This is a genomic window from Massilia sp. TSP1-1-2 (assembly GCF_049896185.1).
Taxonomy (GTDB): domain Bacteria; phylum Pseudomonadota; class Gammaproteobacteria; order Burkholderiales; family Burkholderiaceae_D; genus Telluria_A.
Window position 1 is genome coordinate 116,206 of record NZ_JAFCTU010000008.1, and the last position, 17,101, is coordinate 133,306.

The 17,101-nt window shown below is 64.2% G+C and carries 12 protein-coding genes; 7 read left to right on the forward strand and 5 right to left on the reverse strand.

Features of this window, described 5'->3' with window-relative positions; translation table 11 throughout:
• The first annotated feature begins 9 nt into the window (after positions 1-9).
• Positions 10-297: a hypothetical protein gene (locus ACP7BV_RS09255; RefSeq protein WP_426103521.1), complete on the forward strand. Its 288-nt coding sequence runs from the start codon at positions 10-12 to the stop codon at positions 295-297.
• A gap of 75 nt (positions 298-372) precedes the next feature.
• Here ACP7BV_RS09255 and ACP7BV_RS09260 read toward each other — a convergent pair whose 3' ends face one another.
• Positions 373-2,148 carry a DUF885 domain-containing protein gene (locus tag ACP7BV_RS09260; protein WP_426103522.1) on the reverse strand — a complete coding sequence of 592 codons (1,776 nt, stop codon included), beginning with the start codon at positions 2,146-2,148 and terminating at the stop codon, positions 373-375.
• Between the two features lie 231 nt (positions 2,149-2,379).
• Between ACP7BV_RS09260 and ACP7BV_RS09265 the strand changes: the two genes are divergently transcribed.
• The 5 genes from ACP7BV_RS09265 to ACP7BV_RS09285 all read left to right on the forward strand — a co-directional run bounded on the left by ACP7BV_RS09265 (position 2,380) and on the right by ACP7BV_RS09285 (position 9,194).
• A complete protein-coding gene (locus ACP7BV_RS09265) occupies positions 2,380-3,750 on the forward strand; it encodes a hypothetical protein (RefSeq protein ID WP_426103523.1) in 1,371 nt (456 codons plus the stop codon).
• The gene (locus ACP7BV_RS09270) at positions 3,743-4,459 is read left to right on the forward strand and encodes a hypothetical protein (RefSeq protein ID WP_426103524.1); all 717 of its coding nucleotides are present in this window, start codon (positions 3,743-3,745) and stop codon (positions 4,457-4,459) included. Before ACP7BV_RS09265 ends, ACP7BV_RS09270 begins: the two co-directional genes overlap by 8 nt.
• Before the next feature lie 8 nt (positions 4,460-4,467).
• A complete protein-coding gene (locus tag ACP7BV_RS09275; protein WP_426103525.1) occupies positions 4,468-7,299 on the forward strand; it encodes an AAA family ATPase in 2,832 nt (943 codons plus the stop codon).
• Positions 7,300-7,551: 252 nt separating this feature from the next.
• Positions 7,552-7,848, forward strand: coding sequence for a helix-turn-helix domain-containing protein (locus ACP7BV_RS09280; protein WP_426103526.1), 297 nt, complete (start codon positions 7,552-7,554; stop codon positions 7,846-7,848).
• Positions 7,845-9,194, forward strand: coding sequence for a HipA domain-containing protein (locus ACP7BV_RS09285; RefSeq protein WP_426103527.1), 1,350 nt, complete (start codon positions 7,845-7,847; stop codon positions 9,192-9,194). The genes ACP7BV_RS09280 and ACP7BV_RS09285 overlap by 4 nt, the downstream gene beginning before the upstream one ends.
• 117 nt (positions 9,195-9,311) lie before the next feature.
• On the opposite strand, the gene ACP7BV_RS09290 is transcribed toward ACP7BV_RS09285, so the two are convergent.
• Both ACP7BV_RS09290 and ACP7BV_RS09295 read right to left on the reverse strand, forming a co-directional pair.
• Positions 9,312-9,833 carry a hypothetical protein gene (locus tag ACP7BV_RS09290; protein WP_426103528.1) on the reverse strand — a complete coding sequence of 174 codons (522 nt, stop codon included), beginning with the start codon at positions 9,831-9,833 and terminating at the stop codon, positions 9,312-9,314.
• Positions 9,830-10,339, reverse strand: coding sequence for a hypothetical protein (locus ACP7BV_RS09295; protein ID WP_426103529.1), 510 nt, complete (start codon positions 10,337-10,339; stop codon positions 9,830-9,832). The genes ACP7BV_RS09290 and ACP7BV_RS09295 overlap by 4 nt, the downstream gene beginning before the upstream one ends.
• Positions 10,340-10,460: 121 nt before the next feature.
• Here ACP7BV_RS09295 and ACP7BV_RS09300 point away from each other — a divergent pair, with 121 nt between their 5' ends.
• Entirely contained in the window at positions 10,461-10,619 is a 159-nt protein-coding gene (locus ACP7BV_RS09300; protein ID WP_426103530.1) for a hypothetical protein, read from the forward strand.
• 152 nt (positions 10,620-10,771) lie between these two features.
• Here the strand turns inward: ACP7BV_RS09300 and ACP7BV_RS09305 are convergent, their stop codons facing one another.
• Together ACP7BV_RS09305 and ACP7BV_RS09310 are read right to left on the reverse strand one after the other, a co-directional pair.
• Entirely contained in the window at positions 10,772-15,244 is a 4,473-nt protein-coding gene (locus ACP7BV_RS09305; protein ID WP_426103531.1) for a translocation/assembly module TamB domain-containing protein, read from the reverse strand.
• Positions 15,244-17,100, reverse strand: a complete 1,857-nt coding sequence (locus tag ACP7BV_RS09310) for an autotransporter assembly complex protein TamA (protein WP_426103532.1) — start codon at positions 17,098-17,100, stop codon at positions 15,244-15,246. The genes ACP7BV_RS09305 and ACP7BV_RS09310 overlap by 1 nt, the downstream gene beginning before the upstream one ends.
• Between the last annotated feature and the right edge of the window lies 1 nt (position 17,101).

The following is a 17,101-nucleotide window of genomic DNA, read 5'->3' on the forward strand; positions in this document are numbered from 1 at the left end:
AGTGAACAGATGCACCAAGATGTGAGACGCAATGGTTTCTTGATGCGCCGGCGGCCCGGCAGTCGCCTGGCGCTGGCGGCGCTGTTGGCCGTAGCACTGACTGCTGCCGGATGCGGTGCCCCGCGTTTGCAGACCCCCGAGGAAGTTGACGCCGTATTGGCCAAATCGGCAGAGGGGTATAACCGCCGTGAATGCGAACGCAAGAACATCGACGCCAGCGCTTACTTCGCTTGCAGGCAGCAGAACCACCGCTCCTACGAGCAGTGGCGCAAAGAACGCGACAACGCCAAGCCTTGAAGCGTGAGGCTCGCCGGCGCAGTCGCGGCGCCGCGCCGCTGGTGCAGGCAGCTTTGGCGCGCAGCGGTCGGGCCGCTACTTCCCCTGCGCCGGCACGAATTCCTGCATGACCGCTTTTCGCAGCAGCGCCGGCGGCACCAGCCCTTGCGAGAGCACGAAGTCGTTAAAGGCGAGCCGGTCGAATTTCTTGCGCAGCGCAACTTCGGCCGCCTGGCGCGTTTCCATCAGCCGCTGGTAGCCGTAAAAATACGCCGTCGCCTGGCCCGGCGCGCGGAAGGTATAGCGCTGCATCTCCTGCGTGGCCATGCCTTCGGACTGGCCCACTTCATCCATCAAGAACGCTTTCACGCCTTCCGGTGAAATTTCGCCCAGGTTGACCATCGGGTCGAGAAAAGCGCGCGCCGCGCGCAGCATGCGCGCCTGCTGCGCGAAGAGCTGCCCGTCGAGCGGCAGGTAAGGCTGCATTTCCGCCTCCGCATACAAGGCCCAGCCTTCGACGTTGACGCTGTTGAAGGCATACACGGCGCGCGCGGTCGACACGCCCGCTTCGATCATTTTCGCGAACTGCAGCTCGTGGCCCGGGCGCGCTTCGTGCGCCGTGATGGTCCAGGTGCCCGCCTGGTGCGAAAAATCGTCGAATGCAAGCGTCTTGCCCTTTGCGTCCGGCGCCATGCCGGTGGTGAGCACGAATTCGCCGTACTCGCCGGTATTGCCGAGCAGGCGCGGCGGGTTCATGTGCGGCGCGGGCGAGGCGGCGTTTTCGGCCACGCTGGCCAGCCGGATCACGGCCTTGCGCGCCGGTAGCGAGACGATGCGCTGCTCGTTGACCGCCTGTTCGATCGTGGCCAGGCGCTCGGCATACAGCGGCATCACTTGTTCGGCGCTTAACTGCTGCTTTTTCAGTTCGCGCATGACGGCGCGGTAGTCGGCCACGGGCAGCTTGCGTTCGCGCGCGATCTGGCCAGCGGTGATGTTCATCTGGTTGCGAATTTCCGCGAACGAGGTGAGCGACTTGGCGATCAGCTCTTGCGGGCTGATGTCGACGCCGAACTGGCGCAGGTTGTTGGCATACACTTCGGGCGGCAGGCGGTGGTCCAGGCGCGCGCGCGGCAGCACTTGCGCTTTGACTTGCGCGTTGTAGGCAACCAGCTGCGTCTCGAGGGTGGCGAAGGTGCTCTCCCAGCCAACCAGGCCGCTTTTGGCGAGCAGCTCGCGCATGCCCTGAATCAGGGTAGGGCTGTCGTTGATGGTCTGCTCCACTTCATCCTTGAAAGGCCCGAGCAGCTTGCCGTCGGCTTTCAGCCGCTCCTGCAAGCGCTCGTTGGCCAGCACCGTCAGCGGCCGGTAACCCTTGGTCAGGCCCGCATATTTTTCCAGCCGCACCAACAGCGCCTTCTGGCGCTCCTTGGGAATGCGCGGGTCGAGCATCTCGCGCACCACGCCGAACATCATCCCCGTTACGTCGATAAAAGGCAGAAAATAGCGTCGGTTCAGAGCCGCCGAGCGGATCTGGTCTTCGCCGGCGCCAATCAGGATGGCGAGGTCTTGCCGCACTTTGGGGTCAAGCTCGGACGCCAGCTGCTTTTGCAGTTGCGCGATGGCCGCGCGCAAGTCCTTGTTCGAGGCCTCGAACTGGTCGCGCGACAGGTCGGTGATCTGTTCGTCGTAGCCGTCCACCCCCAGGCCGCTGGCGCTTTCGGGCGAATATTTGGCCAGTACATGGAGCAGCAGTTTGGCGCTCTCATTGCTCTTGGTGACCCAGGCTGGCTGGGCCGCGCCGGCGGGCAGCGACAGCGCGCCGATGATCAGCGCGGCCAGCAAAACATGGGCCTTTTTATATGTATGCGACATGCCATTCCTCCTCGGTAGTGGCCAATAGCGGCATCGGCAAGTATAGGAGGCGCTCGCGTCCCATGTCAGCAAAATCTTCGCACAATCGTGTATGCATGCGCTGCCGCCTGGGCGCCTGGCTTCGCCGGGAATATTTGCCGATCGGCTCGTGCCCCCTTTTATGCGGCCCGGGCGGACTGAACTGATATACTGACGCCCCCGCGAACGAGCAGAGAAGCGCCCGAAATTACAATGATGGACAATATGGCAGGCGCGGTTTTGACCGCAGAACAACTTACCCCCGGGCAGGACGATCACGATTCGCTGCAGTCGCACTTCCACGCCGGCATTTCGGCCGACGAAATCGAGCAAGTGTTTCACCTCAAGCGCGCGCAGCCGACGCTGCAGGCGTTCACGGCACTGTTCCACGGCGGCGCCGACGGCGTGCTGATTCGCCTGCTGGTGCTGCGCGAACTGGCGGCCGACACCAGCACGGCCGCGTTTACGCGCGCCGACATCAACCTCAAGCTGTCGTACCTGATTCCGGAAAGCCTGGAGACGGTGCTGCTGCGACTGCGCTCGCATGGCTTGCTGGCCTGGGATGCGCAAGGCGCCGTGTACCGCGTCACGCCCATGGCGCGCAACGTGCTCTCGGCGCTCGACACGCTGCTCTCGCTGGGCAAGGCCGACGACGAAGCCGAGATGGGTTTTTTGCTCTCGCAAGTGGCCGGCGCGCAGGCGGTGGGCGGGGTGACGGTCGAACAGCTCAAGCACCTGCTCGGACGCCTGGTCGACTTGACCGAGGAGTTTCGCGACGCGATCGCCTCCGGTTCCGAATTCAAGCTGCGCACCTCGCAGTCCAAGTGGCACATGGCCTGCGACTGGGTCGAGAAAGGCTCGCTGATCCTGCGCGCCATTCTGGCCGACGAACGGGCCGACTCGGCCACCCACAAGGCGGCGCAGGCGATCGGCCGCGCCCAGAGCGCGCTGCTCAACATGCAGGGCATGTTTTCGCGCGCGCTCAACCAGATCGAACGCCAGCGCGTGCACCTGGGCCAGTCCGGCCTGTCGACGACCGACGTCAAGCGCTGGCTGCTGGCACACGACGACCTGGCTTCGCTCGCCACCGGCGCCATCGACCGCCCCGTCATGCCGATGTTTTGCACCCCGGCCGAAATGATCGACGTGGCCGAGACCGAACTGCTGCAGGAACGCTTTGCCGTCATGGCGCAGGCCGGCCTGCCGGTCGGCCAGGATGCGCCGCTGACCGTGAACGACGCGCCGCCCATGCAGGCCGAACTTGACGACTGGCTGGCGCGCCTGTCCGACTTTGCCAACCTGGGCAACTTCCCCAGTTTTTCGGAAGACGGTCCCAAGACAGTGCCGATCCAGGATTCGCTGCTGCCAGCCAGCTTTGCAATCGCCTCCTACCGCGCCTCGATGCTGCCGCTGCTGGGCGACGCGTCAGAAGCGAGCTTGCAAGGCGCCACCGCACAACTGGCGCGCCTGCCCATTACCTTCACGCCTACCGACGAGATGGTCATGCTCAACGATCCGCACGTGTTTGCGATGTCGATTGCCACCCTCTCACTAGACCTCGAAAGCGGCCTGCTTGATGAATGACGATTCCCAAATCCTGATCGCGCGCCTGCTCACGCATCAAACGCTGCGGCGCGACGACAAGCTGGTCAAGCGCGTGCTGTCGGACGAACTGTTTCGCGCCGAGGTGGACAAGCGCCTGCTCGACTCGGGCTTGAAGATGATCGACAACGTGTATGCCGACCATGTCACGCTGGCGCTGCACCGCGCCGTGGAGCCGAAAATTTTCGGCGCCAAGGATATCTGGCAAAACAATAACTTCGGCCTCACGCGCGACGGCGTGGCGCTGCTGGTGGTGCTGTGGGCGCAGATTATTCTGCCCAAGCGCGAGCGGCAGGAAACGCACCAGAACGCCGACGACGACCAGGACGACATGTTCGACAAGGACAAACCAATGCCGCGCGCCGAAGACACCTCGATCGGCATTTCGTACACGGCGCTGCTGTCGGACTTTGGCGACAAACTGGGTAAAAAAACGCGCATGGACATGAACCTGGGCGTGCTCTCGCGCATGGGCTTTATCGAGCGGCGCGGCGACGTGATCCTCGAAGGCGCGCTGCTCGACCTGCTGATGGACACCGACGTGCTCAAGGAGCGCATCATCAATGGCGCCCTGGCGGACGTGTTCAAGCGCGCGCCGGTGGCAGTGGCTGACCCGGTGGCTGACCCGGTGGCCATCCTTGACCCTGACGCTGGCGTCGATTCCGACAGCGCAGCAGACCCGATAACCTGAGGCAGACCATGTTCCATATTAAATCGCTAGAACTGGTCCACTGGGATTACTGGCAACGCATCAAGAATATTCCGCTCGACGCCAAGATCATCACCATCGCCGGCCAGAACGGCTCGGGCAAGACGACCTTGCTCGACGCGCTGCGCACGCTGTTTGGTCTTGACTGTTCGATGGGCCGCACCTACAAGCACTACGCGCGCCACTCGGGCCAGCAGACCGCGTGGATTCGCGCCGTGGTGGACAACAAGAACGTTGGTCGCCAGCTGTCGAACCGGCCGTTTCGCAGTTCCGGTTTTTTCAGCGACGACGAAGTCACGCTGTTTTGCCAGATCCAGAAAAACGGCGGCGACTGGAAGCGCCAGTATCTTATGCGCCCGGGCAATATCCAGATCGAGGATGTGACGGAAGCGAACGACTGGCTGGGCGTGGAAAACTACCGCAAGCGCCTGGCCAACGCCGGCCTGTCGCCCGCCATGGCCAAGGTGCTGGCGCTCGAGCAGGGCGAAACCGACAAGCTGTGCGAGTACGCACCGCGCCAGCTGCTCGACCTGGTGTTCCAGGTCTTTGGCGACAAGGAAGTGCTGGACGCGTACGACGAGGCCAAGCGCCACCAGCGCGACACCGAGACGGAACTGAAGCGCTTCGAGACGGAGCTGGAAGCGTCGCGCACCAACCTGGAAGGCCTGCGCCTGCGCGTGGCCAACTACCACCAGTGGGAAGACCTGCACAAGGAACGGCGCAACCTGCTCGAAGAAATCATGCCGAGCCTGGAGTACCACGAAGCGCGTGAAAAAGCCGGCGCGGTCAGCCGCAAACTGCGCGACGAGCGCAAACCCATGGCGCAGGCCGATTCGCAGCTGGTGGAAAAGCGCAATGGCCTTGCGGCCCAGGCCAAGGCACTGACGGACGCCCAGCAGCAGGAGACCTTGCTGGAGCAGGAAGGCACCGTGCTGGCCAGCCGCCTGACGCAAATTAACGCCAAGCTCAAGCCCCTGGACAGCCTGCTCGAACAGAAGGAACGGCTGCAAAAGCTGGCCGCCGATTCGGGCGCCGACATTGCCGAAGTGGCCGCCCAGCTGGACGCCAAGGAAGCGGAGCTGACGCGCCAGCGCCAGGCGCGCGAAACGCTGTCGAACCGCATCGCGACCGAACAGTCGACCATCTCCGCGCTGCAGGGCAAGAGCGCCATGCCCGAGCCGGAAGCGGTGCGCGGCATGCGCCGCGCGCTGCGCGAGGCGGGCATACCGCATGCCATGCTGTCCGATATCGTCGAGGTGACGGACGCCAAGTGGCAAGGCGCGGTGGAAGGCGTGCTCGGTGGTTACGCTTCCGTGGTGCTGCTCGAACGCGCCAAGGATGCGCCGGCCGCGTATCGGCTGGCCGAAAAGGAGCGCTATCGCCACTTCATCGTGCCTGAATGCGTCGACGCGCCCAATACCAGGGATGACAGCTTGCTGTCGGTGGTGCGCTTTTCGGCGCCGGCGCCGTCCTGGCTGATCGACCAGCTGGCCCGCATCGACCGTGTCGATTCGGTGGAGGCGGGTTTCAAGCTGGGCAAGGAAGCCGAATGGATCACGCCGGACGCGTATCATCGCGAACGGCGCGGCGGGCGCTCGCTGTTTGTGGAAGCGTCGCGTTACCGCTTTGGCGACGCCGGGCGCACCCAGCGCCTGGAAGCGCTGCAAAGGTCTTTGCCGGGCCTGGAAGCGAAGGAAGATGAGCTGACGCTGGCGATCAGCAAATTGGCCGCCGAAGTGGGCGCGCTCAAGGGCCGCATCGCCGGCGTGGACGCGGCCAAGGAACTGACGGCGCGCCACGCGGAGTTTGAAGAAGCGCTGCGCAGTACCGCGCCTTTGAAGGCCGAGCGGCTGGAAGTCGGTTCGCGCCTGGGTGAATTGCAAGGGCTGACCAAGGCCGCAACGGTGGCGCGCACGCGTGCCGACACCGTGTGGCAGAACGCGCGCCTGGCCTTGTCGGAGGCCGAAGCGGGTTTGCGCCTGGGGCACAAGCGCCAGATCGAACAGCGCAGCGAACATGCCAAGGCGCTGGTTGATCTGCGCCGCAGCTGGCGCCACCTGCCGCAAAGCTGGCGCCGGCGCGCCAGGCGCGCCTCGCTGGTGGCCGAACACCAGAACACGCACCAGGTCGACCTGCGCGTGGCCTCGCTGCAGCATAGCCTGGCGCGCGACGACTGGGAGCTCGACGCGACCGTCATCGACCAGCACCACCGCCTGAACGACCAGTTGCAGGGCCGGCAGTCGGAAACCGACGAGCGGCGCTACCAGAACAACCGGGCGATTGAAGCGACCGGCAATGCGCGCGGCGCGTATATCGAACGGCTGCGCTATACCATCAAGACTTACAGCAAGAACATCAAGGAACTGGGTGAACTGGCGGGGATCGAAGTGCATGCCGACACGGTGCGGCTGGAGAACGACGACGTGCAACTGGCGCAGGCCGGGCTGCACGTGCGTTTCAAGTTCGACGGCAAGGACCAGATCGGGATGAACGATGGCGAAGCGTCGGGCGGCCAGCAGGTGATGAAGTCGCTGGTGCTGCTCATTGGTTTGCTCAAGTCGGAAGACGGCTCGGGCGGGTTCGTGTTTATCGATGAACCGTTTGCGCACCTGGACATTCGCAATATCCAGCTGGTGGGCGAGTTCCTCAAGAACACCGAGGCGCAGTATTTGATGACCACGCCGCTGACGCACAATACGGATGTGTATGACCCGTCGGAGCTCACGCTCATCACCAGCAAGAAGAAGAAAGACATGCAGTGGGCGCAGCCGATTTTCGTGCTGCAGCGCAGGCTGGCGGCCGACAAAAAAGCCGCCGCCTGACCCACTGCACGGTCCGGGGCTCATGGTGGAAAAACCGCCACTTGATAAATCGCGCATTCCGCCATGCTCCGCCGGCGCCATTGCCCACTGGTTCCAGCGCTTACGGTGGCATGCGAGACCCGACCAGAGCCTGATAGTTTCTTTATTGGGAAATTCTGCACATAAGCAGCAATTAGAGCGTATTATTTCCATTTATGGAAACAACCTACTCTCAAGCTACTTCTGCATCGTTAATTTCTGAATGAGGAAACAATGGCTCGCTCCTTGTCCCATCCCGGCACGCCGGTTGGACCACGTATTGCCAGCCTCGCAGACCTGGGCGACCTGGTCCGTAACCGCCGCCTGGAGCTCAGACTGCGCATTGACGACGCTGCGCATGCGTGTGGCGTGGCGGCCAACGTCTTCTCCCGCCTTGAGAATGGCGGGCCGATTGGTGCTGACCGCCTCTTGCTCGTACTGGCCGGTCTCGGGCTGAGCATGCTGGTCACGACCAAAGAGCATGCCCATGCAATTCTGCCGGCCAGCGATGGATGCTACGGACGGCCATGATGACCCATCGCCTCCATGTTGCCACGATGGGTGCTGCAGTTGGGGAAATCATCTTTGAATCTCAGGACGACAATTATGGATTCCAGTATGACGCTGCCTGGACCCGGTCGACTGCAAGCTACTACTTGGCGCCTGCGATTCCCCTCAACGCTGCTCCGCACAGCCCGGGTTCCGTAAAACGCTTCCTGGAAAACCTGCTGCCGGAGGGACGCGCGCTGGACATTGCGGCCCTGGTAAGCCAAGTTTCGAAGAGCAATATTTTCGCGTTGGTACGGCTACTGGGGAAGGAGCCGGTCGGGGCCTTCAGTTTCCTGGCATTGGACGCTTCACCCGAGGAGGCCGCAAACATTGCACAGGAGCGGTTGAACGAGGTGGTTCGCCGATCTATTTCAGATGACGAGCTGAGCCAACGCATCCGCGAACGCGACGCCATTCCCTTCCCAGTCTGGGACGGCAAAGTGCGCTTGTCGTTGGCGGGCTACCAAGACAAGCTGCAGGTCCTGGTTGAGGGCGACCGCATATCGCTCGTCGATGGCGCGCTTAGCTCGACACATCTGCTCAAGCCAGAAAGTCAACATTCGCACATGCCATGCATGGTTGCCAATGAACACTTTTGCATGAGCCTTGCGGCGCGGGTCAATCTTGCAGCGCGACTGAACCTGCCGGTCGCACCGGTCAGCATCAGACGCTTGCCAGAACCGATCCTGCTCATTGAACGGTTCGACCGTGCTGTAGAGTGGAACCGGCAAGCTCCTGATGCCGTGACGGCTGTAACGCGGATGCACATCATCGACGCTTGCCAAGCCTTGGACGTCCCATCGACCTTGAAATATGAGCGGAACCTGGGCGCCGGCAAGGACGTGAGCCACATACGGGAGGGCGTGAGTTTCGAACGACTGTTCGGGCTGCTTAAACAGACGGTTGTGCCGGCCGCAGCGCGCTCTTACTTGCTGCGATGGGCAATCCTGCAACTTTTGCTTGGCATCAGCGACGCCCATGGGAAAAACATTTCATTTTTCGTTCGCCCTGCCGGGTTGGTGCCCGCGCCAATGTATGACCTGGTCTGCGTCAACGCTTATGGCGACGACGTCGAGCGAGACATGGCCATGGCCTACGGGGACGTGTTTATACCTGAGGGTATAACGCCGTATGCGCTTGCCGACTTCGCACATCGCACGGGCACGCCACCATGTGCTGCGCCTCGCGCCCGAGCAAGCAGCCATGGACATCTACATCGGCGACGAGCGCGCACTTGTGGCTCAGATTGCCGCGTATATTTGCGCCCAGGCCAGGCAGCTACTGACTATTGCGCGCGACGTCCCCAAGGTCGACCTGTCTTTGTTTGAAAATGTCCAAGGTGCACCACGATAGAATATCGAGCGAACCGCCTGAACCATTCGTCAGACGAGAAGAGGCGGCCCTTGTTGGTACCTGAGCCTGCGCCTCCGTCAACAACCGCGGCCTTACCCGGCATCCACCGCCTTGCGCAGCCTCCACCGCCACCGGAGCATCCCGGCCGAGTAGGTCCCGAAATACCCCAGCATCAGGCCCAGGCACGGCAGGAAAAACACATAATCGGTCACGCGCGGGGTCGGCTGTCCCGAGCCGTCGTTCGCATAAATCTCAAAGCCGATAAACAGCACGCACGCCACGAACAGCATCGCGATCACCAGCCCAAGGCGGGCATTCGGCGTGAAAAAATAACCATCCTGCACCGCCTCGAAGCGCGTCAGCTTCAAGCCCCAGACGCCGTAGGCGATACCGCCACCGACACCGACCGCCAGCCAGCCCAGCAGCGCCAGGTCAGGCGCCACCTGCGACGCCGTGACGGCCGCGATGGCCGTGAACACGCCTGCGCCTGTGTAGTGCCGCTGCATGACCGAGCGCTGGCGCTTCATCATGCCCTTGACGCGCGAGTAGATGCGCCACACCAGCAGCGGCGCCAGCGCCAGCAAGGCGAGCGTATAGACGGACAGGCCGTTCAAGCTTTTTGCTCCAGGGCGCGCTCGGCGCTGCGCCAGCGCAGCAGTCCCGCGCCGTACGCGAGGTAGTAGCCGGCCATTATGCCCAGGATGGACAGCGTCGGCGGGCTGCTGCCCAGGTTCGGCGTCTGCTGCACGCCCAGGGTGACCATCTCGAAAATCCGGTACGCCATGCGCGCGATGAAGAGCATCGACACCACCATGCCGATCGGGGCGTACGGTGTATAAAAATAGTCGCTGCCGACGCGCTCGAAGCCGGTGCGGCGCAGTGCGACAACGCCTAGAATGGCGCCCACGACGACGCCGCCGGCAATCGCGGCCAGCGCCAAAGGAATGTGAATCACAGCCGTTGCCAGTCCAATCAGTAACAGCGGAAACAGGGTCACGGCGCACCAGTGGCGCCAGGTGCGCGACTGCTGGCGCACCGTCAGGCGCTGTACGCGCTTGTAGACGCGATACATCAGCAAGGGGGCAAGTGCCATGATGACGATATTCGTATTGCTGATCATTTTTTGTCCTGGAGATGACATGGAAGGAAAACGAGACGAGCATTGTAAGCCACGCCGTAACGGGCAGGCGTGGCGGCCGGTCTCATGGTAATGTCATTACTTCATCATCAGGAGCAAAACCATGAATCCCGTGCCCTACGAATTTCATCGCGCCCCGGACCCGGCGCCAGTCGAGGAACCGCTGCCCGAGCCGTTTGACAATCCGCACCCCCACCATCCGCCGGTAAACCGGCCCAATGATGATGAGCCGGTGCCGGATCACAAGCCGAGCATGATGTAAGGGGCAAAAAAGGGGCCAGGCCGCATTGCGCCGTGTGTCTCGACGGTGCTTGTCCAAAGAATGGGCCGCCCAGGCCCCTTCGGCCCCTTCGGCCCCTTCGACCTTGTAGCCAACTGTTTTGCAATCCCTCCGTTTTCGAGGACGGGGGGCGCCTAGTCGTAGGCCCAGGTGTACAGCAAATCAAGCGCCGTATTGGTCCCGGTCTGGAACTGCAGCGTGATCTTCGGCGTCACTTTGTAGCGCAGCTTGACCAGGCTCGACGCCGTCGTCGCACCTTGTTCAAAGCTCAGGTATGCCTTTTTCGACAAGCGCTTGCCCACCGTGACCACGGTGCTTTCCAGTCCCTTCGCCTGCGACAATCCCAGCTCATCGAGGCCCAGCGTATTGGCGATGCGCGACTGGAAGCCGCCGCCATTGCCGCCCAGTAGCGCGCCGGCCGCCGCCGTCAACACGCCCGCCTCATTGCCCGACACCGCTTCCATGCCATGCCCCAGCACCAGCCAGGCCAGCTTTTCGCTGTCCGTCACGCTCGGCGTCGACACCAGCTTGGCCACGGGCGAAAGCGCCGTGCCGCGCACTTCAACGCCGGCTTCCACGTTGGTCTCGGACAGCTGCTCGCCTTCCGGACGCCGGCGCACCGCGCGGATATTCAAGGCGGGATTGTCGTACCGGCCGCTAAAGGTCAGCACGCCGCGTTCGATCGTCAGGTTCTGGCCGTACGCCTTGTAGGTGCCGCTCGTAACCCGGATGCTGCCGTTGGCGCGCGGTCCGCGCCCATTGCTGCGAATGCGCACCTGGCCGGTCAGATCGGCGTCGATGCCCATCCCGCGCAGGCGGAACGAGTCGCCCAGGTCGGCATCGAGATCGATGGTCAGCGGCAGCGGCGGGGCGCTTGGCTTTTCAATCGTGCCTTGCTTGGTGCGGCCCAGAACGATCACGTCGTCCGACAACGTCGGGCGCCCTTGGGGCGCCAGTTCCACCAGCGCGCGGTCGGCCTTGAATTTGCCGACCAGTTCAAAACGCTTGGCGTCGCGGACCAGGGTGCTCTCGCCCGTCACCACCAAGGTGCGGTCGGGACGCGAGAGAATCTCGAGCTTGTCGGCCACGAGTTTGAGTTGCGCGGTCGCTTCGCCGCCGGAAAAGCGCACGTTGCCGTCGGCCGTCATGCGTCCCTGCACGCCGTCAAAGGTGAGCCGCTGCAGCAGCAGCTGGTCGCCGGCCAGCTGCGCGCGCAGCACGCCGTTGCGCAGCTTGACGCCTTGCTCGGCCCAGCGCACCGCCAGGTTGTCGCCATTCACGCTCCCGTTCAGGGTCGGCGTGCCGACCGTGCCGGCGCCCGTCAGCGCCAGCTTCAGGCCGCCGCCAAGTTCAAGCCCGGGCTGGCCCGACAAAGGCGCCATCCATGCGATCGAGGTCATGTCGGCGTTGACGGCCAGCTTGAGCGGACTGGCGTTGGTCAGGCGTCCGCCGACCAGTTGGGCGGTGGCGTCGACGCTGGCCTGGCCGGCGCGTGCGCCGTCAAAGCGCACTTGCGTGCGCAAGGCGCCGCCGGCCACGTCGGCGCGCACGTCGAGCGTGCGCAGGCCAAGGACCACGGGAATTTCTGAGCCGACGATCAGGTCGCCCTTTTCGCGGAACACGTGCAGCATGCCGTTCAGGGCAGGCGGCGCGCCGGCCGCGGCAGGGCCCTGCATGTCGAGCGACCAGTCGGCGCCGATGGTCAGGTCGCCGGAAACGTTCTCGCGCATGGCGGGCGAAAACTGGGCCAGGTAATTGAGCGGCACGCCGGCGGCGGCGCCTTTGCTGGTCCAGTGCAGGCCTTTTTTGTCCAGCGTTTGCAGGCTGACGGTACCGTTGGGCAGCCGCACGACGGCGTCGCGCAGCGCGATGTCGGTCGGTTTGAGCAGACCCATGACGCCCGAGCCCGGGGCGCCTGCGATGCGCAGCGGTACCGGCGCTTGCAGCGCGAACGCGTAGCGGCCCTTGTTCTGCAAGGCGGCCACGGTGCCGCTCCAGACGCCGGCGTTCCAGCCGCCTTGCACGTCGCCGGCCGCGTCCAGGTCAGGATTGCGGGCGGCAAAACGCAGCGTGTGCGCGCCGCGCGTGCCGCCAGTGGTCAAGCTGGCCGTGTCGACGCGCGTGTCGCCATTCACGTAGCCGGTGACGACAATGTTGCTCACCAACGGGTCGGCCGCGCCGCGCCCGGTGCCCAGGTTGGCCGACGCCTTGATGGCGCGAATTTCATGCTTGCCGAGCAGGCGCAGGTTCTGGCCTTCGAGCGCCGCGTTGACCGCCGGCGCGGCCATGGTGCCCGAGACGGTGCCCGAGCCGCGCAGCACGCCGGCAAAGTCGGGACCGAGCGCGCCCAGTTGCGGCGCATCGATGCGCCAGTTGAGGACGTCGGCCCCGGCGCCAAAACTGCCCTTGGCGTTGACGACGTTCGCTCCCAGGCGCAGGTCGACGTCGGCGTTCGACACGTGGCGCGCGTCGGCGGCCAGCTTGGCGTAACCGGTCAGCGGCGAAGTGCCCAAAGTCGAGGGCTGCAGCGCCAGGTTGAGCGAGCCGCGCCAGTCGGGACCCAAGCGGGCGTCGGCGTCGAAACTGCCGTTGATACTGCCGGCCATGGGGGAACCCAAGGCGGCGGGATTGAACTGCTGCGCCGCGCCCTTGGCCTTGACTTCGACAAAGCGCGCCCCATCCTTGGCCGGCGCTGTCAGATAAGCGTCGCCGCTGGCGTGCAGCACGCCCAGGTTGTTGGCGCGCGCCGCCGGCGCCCAGCCCAGGCCCTTGGCGTCGACCTCGAACGAGGTGCGCGGCGCCCCGAATGTGCCGCTGACGGCGCCGGTGGCCACCAGCGTGCCGTACAGGTCCTTGCGCACGGCGGAAAGCTGCTTGCCGTCGACGCGCCACAGCAGTTTTTCGCCCGGGGCGCCAAAACTGCCGCGGATATCGACAACGTTCCCGCCCATCGCGAGCGTGGCCAATACGTTGCTGATGTGGGCCGCGTCCGCGTTCAGTTTCGCCTTGCCGGCGAGCGGCTGGTCGAACACGCGGCTCGGTCGCAGGTTGACGTCGGCAGCCACGCGCCACTTGGGCAGCACGAAGCCGTTGACGTTGATGTCGGCATTAATGTCGGCCTTGGGGTAGTCCCCGAACGAGGCGGGATTAAAGCTGTTGGCGCTGGCGCTGACCTTGAATTCCTGGTTGCCCGTGAGGCTCGCGTTGCCGGTCAGGTGCACCACGCTGCTGCCGGCCGCGATGCTCGTTTTTTTGATCTGCAGCAGATTGTCGGCCAGGGTGGCGTCGGCGTCCAGGCGCATTCCCGCTTCGGCCAGCTTGGCGCTCAAGGTTTGCGTATTGCCGTAGTTTGCCAGCGACAGGTCGCCCGCAATTTTCGTGCTCTTCATGCGGCTGTGCAGCTGCTTGAGGTCGAGCCGGTCGGTGTGCAGCACGAAGTTGGCGGTACCCAGGCCCACCTGTTCTTCCTGGCGCGCCAGGCTGCCCGAGCCGGTAAATTTGCCGGCGCCGCCAAAGTCGATGACGGCGTTGTTGAACACCAGCGCCAGCAGGTTGCCGCTCATGTCGCCATGCATGGCGCGCAGCGGCAGCAGTTGCTGGTCGATGGTGCCGGCCGGGCCCTGGTTTTCGATGTTGACGCTACCCTTGACGTTGCGGTTCGCTTCGATGCGCGCCGCGATCGTCACGGTCAGGTCGGCCTTGGGCAGGGCCGGGTTCAAAAAGGCCGGGTCCAGATTTTTTGCGTTGATCGACATGGCGCGCAGCGGCACCGGATCGAACGGGGAGAGCGTGAAGCGGGCGTCGCCCACCGCCTTGCCCGACTGCCCGGTGGCGGCCAGTTCGGTCGTTACCAGGTCGCCCGTGGCGTGCAAGTTCAGTTGCGCCGCCGCCTGGCCCTTGGGCGGCGCGAGCTGAGTCAGGCTGGCGCTGGCATCGAGCTTGAATGGTTTGTTCGCGTTGATGGTGCCGCTGGCCTTGGCGTAGCCCACCGGCGTGATGGCGCTGCCGTTACCAAGCTTCCACTGCTGTTTGGTACCCGCCAGGTCGAAGCGCACGTCGGCGATGACGGTCTTGACGCCCTTGTTGGTCATGATGACTTCATTGATGCGCGCGTCGTTCAGCTGCAGCGTGAAAGGCGCGGCCAGCGAGGTGGGCATCTTGGCTTTTTCGCCTTCCTTGAGCGTGTCCATGCGCAGCGTCATCACGTGCAGCTTGCTGATGGCAATGCCTTTGGTCAGATACTGGAACGGAGACCAGTCAATGGCGATGTTTTCGGCCGTGATCAGTTGTTCCGGGCTGCGAAACACCAGTTTGTCCATGTGCATGGAGCTGTACAGGGAGCCGGTGACGCCGGTGATGACGATGCTGCCGCCGCTCTCGCGTGCCACGCGGGCAGCGAGCGACTGCAGCGTGGATTCGCGCCCCAGGTACCAGTAGGCGCCAACCAGCACGGCGCCGGTGACGGCCACGCCAACGCCGACCCGGCGCGGCCAGCGGCGCGCGCGCGCCGCTGGAGGAACAGTCGAATTTGCCTCGGCAGGCGTGGCTGCCGGTGCTGGTGTGGGCACAAGTGTAGCTGCAGCTGCAGGTAGGGCGTCGTCGTTCATCAGAATGTAAATCCAAGCGAGAAGTGCAGGCGGGCTTTTTTAACGGCCTGGCCGTAAGCGATATCAACGTTGATCGGGCCGACCGGGCTGCGCCAGCGCGCGCCCACGCCGTAGCCCGACTCCGGTTTCAAGTCCTTGATGGCGTCGGCGGCGTTGCCGGCGTCGTAGAAAAAGGCGATGCCCCAGGGCGGCTTGAACCAGTACTGGTATTCGGCGCTGCCGGTGAGCAGGTAGCGCCCGCCGACGATGGCGTTACCTTCGCGCACGCCCAGTTGCTGGTAGCCGTAGCCGCGCACCGACTGGTCGCCGCCGGCGCGAAACAGGAAGGTGGCCGGTACCCCCGCTTTTTGTTTCGATCCCAGCGCGCCCGCTTCGGCGCGCAGCACCAGCGTGCCGGAGTCGCCCAGCGGACGGTAGGTGATGTAGCGCGTGGTCAGGCGCAAGAAGCGCTCGTCGGTCAGGAGCGGCAGCACGGCGGCCACGCCCTGCGCGTTGAAGACATAGCCTTTGGTGGGCAGCAGCAGGTTGTCCAACGCGCGCTTGGTGAAGTTGTAGGTGAACGGGACGCTCTTGCTACCGCGGTCGGGCAAGCCGTCGACGCTGCGTTTCTCGCTCAGGTATTCAAGCGTGATCGAGCGTTCCAGCAGGGGCGAACCCCAGGCCCGGCGCACCGCCAGCGAGGCCACGGCGGTGACCTCGCCCTGCACGTCGTTGCGCTCGAAGCCGGCGCCGAAACTGTCGTTGTAGCCGCCCGGCTTGGTCGGAAAATAAAAGTCGGCGCGCGCGCTCTGGCGCTTGGTCTCGGCAATCAGGTTGCTCTTCATGCGCAGGCCGTACACCGACAGGTCGTCGTAGGTAATCTGGGCGCGGTTGCCGGTGTTGGTTGAAATACCCAGGCCGACTGAAATATTTTTTTGCTTGTTCTCGGTCACCCGCACCAGCAGCGGCAGGAGCATGGGATTGTCGACCGGTTTCTTGGGGGCGGCCGCTTTTTGCTCGTCGGTCAGCGCTTCGATTTCTTCGGCCAGCGTTTCGGTCTGGTCGGTGCTCACTTCCACGCCGCTAAAATAGCCGGTATCTTGCAAGCGCGCCTGGAACGCTTGCATGGCCGCCTCGTTGTAGACCTCGCCCGGCTTGATTTCGTTCAGGTTCAAGATGATGGCGGGGGCATAGCGCTTCAAGCCTTCGATGCGCAGTTCGCCGAAGCGCACCTCGGGGCCGCTGTCGAGGACCACCTTGAGCAGGGCGCGCTTGACGTCCGGGTCGACGACGGCGCTCGACTCGACCAGCCGGGCGCGCGGATAGCGGTTCTGGATCACGCGGCGCAGCAGGTCGCGCTTGGCCGTTTCCCAGTCGTCCTGGCGAAAGCGGCGGCCCGCCGGCAGCGACCAGCGGCTGCGCAGGTCGGCGCTGTCGAAGGGCTTGGCGCCGCCTTCGATCGGCTCGAACCCCTGCAAGATCAGCTCGACGTCGCCCACCACCACCGGTTCGCCCGGTTCGACCAGCACGCGCGCGATCGGCGTGGCGCCGCTGGTGTCCAGCCCGGCGGAAACGCGCGGCGAATAATAGCCTTCGGTGGCGATCAGGGTCTTGACCTGGTCGGGCGCGGCCTTGACCAAGCGCTGCAGCTGGTCGATGTCCAGGCGCGGATTGCCCTCCCAGCGCAGCAGGTCGAGGTTTTCCTTGAGCAGCTTTTCGATAGGGCGGGGCGCGTCGATTGCCACGCTGTATTTAATGCCCTGGGCCCATGCGGCGGCTCCTGCCTGCAAGCTGAACACGGTGATGGCAATGTGTGCCAGAATTCGTGGCCGCCGCGGCGCATGCGCTGGCGTGTGTGCGGGTCGTGCAGAATACATG